The 4,841-nt window shown below is 41.7% G+C and carries 3 protein-coding genes and 1 pseudogene; all 4 read left to right on the plus strand.

Features of this window, described 5'->3' with window-relative positions; translation table 11 throughout:
* Nucleotides 1-130: 130 nt before the first annotated feature.
* Nucleotides 131-2,176, plus strand: coding sequence for a hypothetical protein (locus ACQ76X_RS35490; RefSeq protein ID WP_438498596.1), 2,046 nt, complete (start codon nucleotides 131-133; stop codon nucleotides 2,174-2,176).
* Between the two features lie 149 nt (nucleotides 2,177-2,325).
* The gene (locus ACQ76X_RS35495) at nucleotides 2,326-3,180 is read left to right on the plus strand and encodes a hypothetical protein (protein WP_438498597.1); all 855 of its coding nucleotides are present in this window, start codon (nucleotides 2,326-2,328) and stop codon (nucleotides 3,178-3,180) included.
* A gap of 46 nt (nucleotides 3,181-3,226) precedes the next feature.
* Nucleotides 3,227-3,862 (plus strand): RHS repeat domain-containing protein, encoded by a 636-nt coding sequence (locus ACQ76X_RS35500; protein ID WP_438498598.1) that lies wholly within the window; start codon nucleotides 3,227-3,229, stop codon nucleotides 3,860-3,862.
* Nucleotides 3,863-3,880: 18 nt separating this feature from the next.
* A pseudogene (locus ACQ76X_RS35505) lies at nucleotides 3,881-4,841 on the plus strand (RHS repeat protein); the annotation flags it as partial.

A 4,841-nucleotide genomic window follows, 5' to 3' on the forward strand; every position in this document is an offset into this window, starting at 1 on the left:
GGTATTCTTTCAAAGACATAACTCTGAGGTGGGAAGCTATATCACGCATATCTATGCTGATAATAAATATGTTGGGGCTTTAGTTTGTAATGTTAACCGGTAGCTGAGGTACAAATAGCAGAGATAACGAATGCCAAGCAGTAAAAAGAATGAAGTTGGAAAAGTGGAGAGGATGATTGGAGTCAGAATGCAAACCAATAAAATTACTAGCTATGTACTACCATTTTTTATGATTATTGTTGTATTCAGCCTTTTTCAGAACAAGGCTTTTGCTGCAGAGAACGTAGTGGCTCCTAAAGAATCATTCGAAAGTGGTACTTTTAATGGAACCAGCTATCTCCCTGTGAATGGGACAATTACCAGTGATGCACAAAAGATAGTTAGTGGAAGGTACTCCGCTTATTTGAGTTCTCAGGCATCAGAGGAGTGGAAGGAATTTTCCTATACAGATCAAAGTAAAATTAAATTCGAAAAAAACACTACCTACTCGGTGACTTTTTCCTACAAATCATTGGATATGCATCCGCTGGATGCGAACCGTTTTTTTTATTTCCTTGTTCGCAGTACTGACAACCTGGAAGACAAGCTGTTTACAACCTGGAATGATGCAAGTGGGGAAAATGGCATAAGAACGATGACGTTCACAACCGGAAATAAAGCTAACTATTACTTAATATGGGGAATCCACGCAGGAGGCGCCCTTTCAATTGATGATATAACAATCGTTAAGAGAATTTCTGCACAGAGCGAATCTTTTGAAAAGGGTTCATTTGATCAGACTAATTTCCTTGCCGGATCCGGTGTTATTACGAGTGACCCAGCAAAAATAGTTAACGGTCAATATTCAGCTTATCTCTCTTCATTAAACACAGAGGATTGGAAAGCATTTTCCTATACGGATACTAACAAAGTGAAGTTTGAAAAAAATACGACCTACAAAGTTACATTTTCCTATAAAACTATCGATATGGTGCCAACCGGAAGTGATCGCCGTTTTTATTTTTTAGCCAGAAGTACGGATAATACAGATGATAAAGGCTGGACGGCCTGGAGCGACGCAAGTGGGAATAAGGGAAGAAAGTCGATAACATTCACAACGGGAAACAAAGAGAATTACTATTTGATCTGGGGAATATTTAAAGGCGGCGCCCTGTCCATTGACGATATAGAAATCACAAAAGTGAATGAATCCTTTGAGAGTGGTTCGTTTACCAATACTAATTTCAATGCAGGCTCTGGAGTCATTACTAATGAATCGTCCAAAGTGGTTACTGGACAATATTCAGCTTACCTTAAATCACTGGCGACCGAACCAACAAAGGAATTTGTAAATACAGATCTTAATAAGTATAAATTCGAACCTAATACGACTTATTCAGTAACTTTCTCCTATAAATCAGCTGACATGGATTCTTCGAACGCCAACCGGTATTTCTATTTCCTGGCCCGAAGTTCAGACAAGCTAGAAGAGAAAGGAATGACTACTTGGCAGAACCCTAGTGGCAGTAAGGGCAGCAAAACCGTTACGTTCACGACAGGGAGCAAGGATAATTACTATCTGGTTTGGGGCATCCGTCAAGGTGGCGCTCTTTCGCTGGATGATATAGAAATCTCTAAAATAAGCGAATCTTTTGAAGGTGGCTCGTATAGCGGGACTGGCTTTTCACCCGTATCCGGAAGGATTACTAATGAATCCTCAAAAACCGTCAGCGGTTCATATTCTGCCTATTTAAGCTCCACAGCTTCCCAGCAGTGGGCGAATTTCGCAAGTACAGATTTGGATCAAGTGAAGTTTCAGAGCAATACGACTTATTCAGTGACCTTTTCTTATAAATCTATTGATATGGATTCAACCAATGCCAACCGCTATTTTTACTTCTCAGCACGTGGTCTAGATGATATTGAAACCAAAGGCTGGACTACATGGAATAGTGCCTCGGGAACAAAAGGAGTAGAAACAGTCATCTTTACTACCGGGAATCAAGAAAACTACTATTTGTTCTGGGGAATTTATGGTGGAGGCGCTCTCTCCATTGATGACATTATTATTAAGCAAGCGACAACTTATCTATACGATGATAATGGAAGGCTGGTGCAGATCAAACAACCCAACAATAAGATTACTTACTATAACTATGACTCGAATGGCAATCTGAAGGGGACTCGAACGGAATAGTGCTGCAATGCGCTGACCCGCCTATGACGGAACAATCTGGAGACCGGTAATAGCTTATGTGAATTGAATTAGGGGGTGGACCGCTCTTGCACTAGATTCGTGCTTTGCTATACATGATTTTAAAAAATGAATGATAGGGGAGTATTTATTTGAAGAATAGAAAAAAGATGAATTCATTTCTCAACGTTGCTTTATCCTTTACTATATTAGTAGGCGGTTTTCCAGTTACAAATGAACGTATAGCCGCTGCTGAGAGCAATCCGAGCCTGTCCTCTGAATATGTGAAGGCCGAAACTAAGGTGGAAAGTCCTGCTCCTTCTCCTGCCCCATTGAATACAATATCCGAACAGCAAATTGAGCCTACATTTAATCCCGGAAATATCCAGATGAAATCAGCCTTTGCTGAAAATAAAAAGCTTATAGACGAGGTTGTATCCGTAACTGGAGACGTTTACGATCCGAACATGTTAACCATTCAAATGTTAAAAGAGAAAACCTATGAAACGCGTATGAAATTAGTTCCTGAGAAAACAAAGGGAAATTTAGAGAAGCCTCTTGCCCGTGCGGCTGAACCCAGGTCCCTGGATTTAACCCAAACAGAAATTGAACCGCTTGTTCTGGCTGGAGCCTCCAAGGTTGATGTATATTGGGTAAATTATCTGAGCTTGCTACAGGAGAAGCGAACCCCGCTGGAACTTTGGAAATGGAAACTGAATGAGAAAAGATCCTGGGAAGATATCCAGCAGGAGCTTGAAAAAGAAGCAGGAATATTCAGTAAGCCCACTGTACAGGAAAATGTGTATGCAACTGAAATGTTGAACCATTTTTCTTTTAACGGAAAGCAAACAGTTTCCTCCTCAGTATATGGACAAGAAGAGGGTACCGGAAAAGGATATCGATCAGAATTAGCCCTCTCCATGAGTACCTTCGATGCAGCCGTATCCGGTGTGATCAACAACTTGGTCATTCAAGCTCAAATCAATCAAACTTATAAGACAGTTTAATGACCGCAACACTTCTAGTGAAATGGTCGATCCGGTGTCAGGAAGTGTGACCCGGAAAGAAAACCTGATTCATTTGCCCGGTGTGGACGGATTGGACTTAGATATTGGCCTTATGTACAATTCCAACCAAAGTATTCCCTTTCTTATTAGTACATGGTGGAATCCCAACTTTCAGAGTTGGGAATATAGCTACAATTATCGTCTTCCGGTCTTAGGCAGTGGGTGGTCGTATCAATTCCCTCACTTACAAAGGGTTAGTCAGTTTGGGTGGATTTACCACGATGGAACAGGCAATGCGTATAGAGTTCGTGATGACTATAGTAATGATGAGCTCTCACTTTATACAAATTTACTCAATTATAAAGGCAAAGACAAGCGACTGGTATCAGAAAATGCGAATACAGACGGCGCATTCAGTAACGGGCAAGAAAGATCAAGTTTCTATATTGAGTACTTAGATCTTAAACGAGAATACTTTACCATTGATGGGGATTTAATTGGAATCGTAGATCGCTTCGGCAATACGATTACATTTAAATACGACGGATCAAGAAGATTGTTCTCGATAACGGATACCGTTGGCCGTGTGGTGAAATTTAATTACGAGGAAGACCTGGATTCCGAGGTGTTTGATGGGGAAAACGTAGATATTCGGGTCTATAGCGAAGAGAACGCAACGTAAGAAGTTCAGAAGGTGGTATTGACGAAAGGGAGAGTATTGGGGGAAATTCAAAGAAATATAGGCATACCCCCACTTCAAAAGTATATTCCGTACCTTGCGTCAATTACCGATCAAAACGGAGAGAAAACCTATTTCGAGTATCAAAATGGCTTTTCGTCTTATGTTGGTTCTTACGACGGATTTCTTTTTAATTCGTTACTGAAAAAAATTACGTATCCCAATTCTGTTACAGAATATGAATATGAACAAGCCGATCGTCATACCGGCCCGAATTCCACCGTCGTAGAGTATCGGGCGAAATCTAGAAAGGACAAGACGGCATCCAAGACGTATCAGGAAATAAACTATTCGTATACAGGTGATTATACGGGGAATACCCCGGATCAATATCCCGCTGTTTTACCTGCGGATTTTCGGTTTAGTACGACATCAACTGTGGTTAGCACGACTGCCAGTAATGGGCTCCAAACCACTCATACATTTGATAAAGATGGCAGAGTGCTTCGGACGGAAACCCGGGAGGCTGGAGGCGAGCGGAAGATCACTGACAATACGGCGTTTCATGGAGTCTTTACCCGGTATCCCACAAGGACTACCCTCTCGGAGTATGCTCCCCAAGACAGTGAAGCAACCGCAAATCATTTATACACCGAAACCGTGTATAACAGCTGGGGGCAGGTTGAGAGTCAAACGAAGCCGTTGACCGGAGATCAGTTTAATAATCCGGCAATCAAACAGCATTATACAACCACCTACCAGTATGAACCTAAGTATCATTTGCTGGAAACGCAGTCCTGGTATAACAATGAAAATGATGCAGCACCGCAAAATGAACGTTATACCTATACTGCTGAAGGGCGGCCGGTAACGGTAACCAATGCGTTAGGAGACAGGACGGTATACAGTTATAGTTATTTTAATAGTACGGGAGGGATCTCCCAGGCAACGGCGGAGAAGACCGCCCAAGGCCAACTAGTGG

Source organism: Paenibacillus sp. IHBB 3054 (genome assembly GCF_051594305.1).
Taxonomy (GTDB): domain Bacteria; phylum Bacillota; class Bacilli; order Paenibacillales; family Paenibacillaceae; genus Paenibacillus_AQ.

Bases quoted from the DNA above. Each gene is read 5' to 3' on its own strand.
- ACQ76X_RS35490 (WP_438498596.1), top strand. From the start codon at position 131: ATGCCAAGCAGTAAAAAGAATGAAGTTGGAAAAGTGGAGAGGATGATT.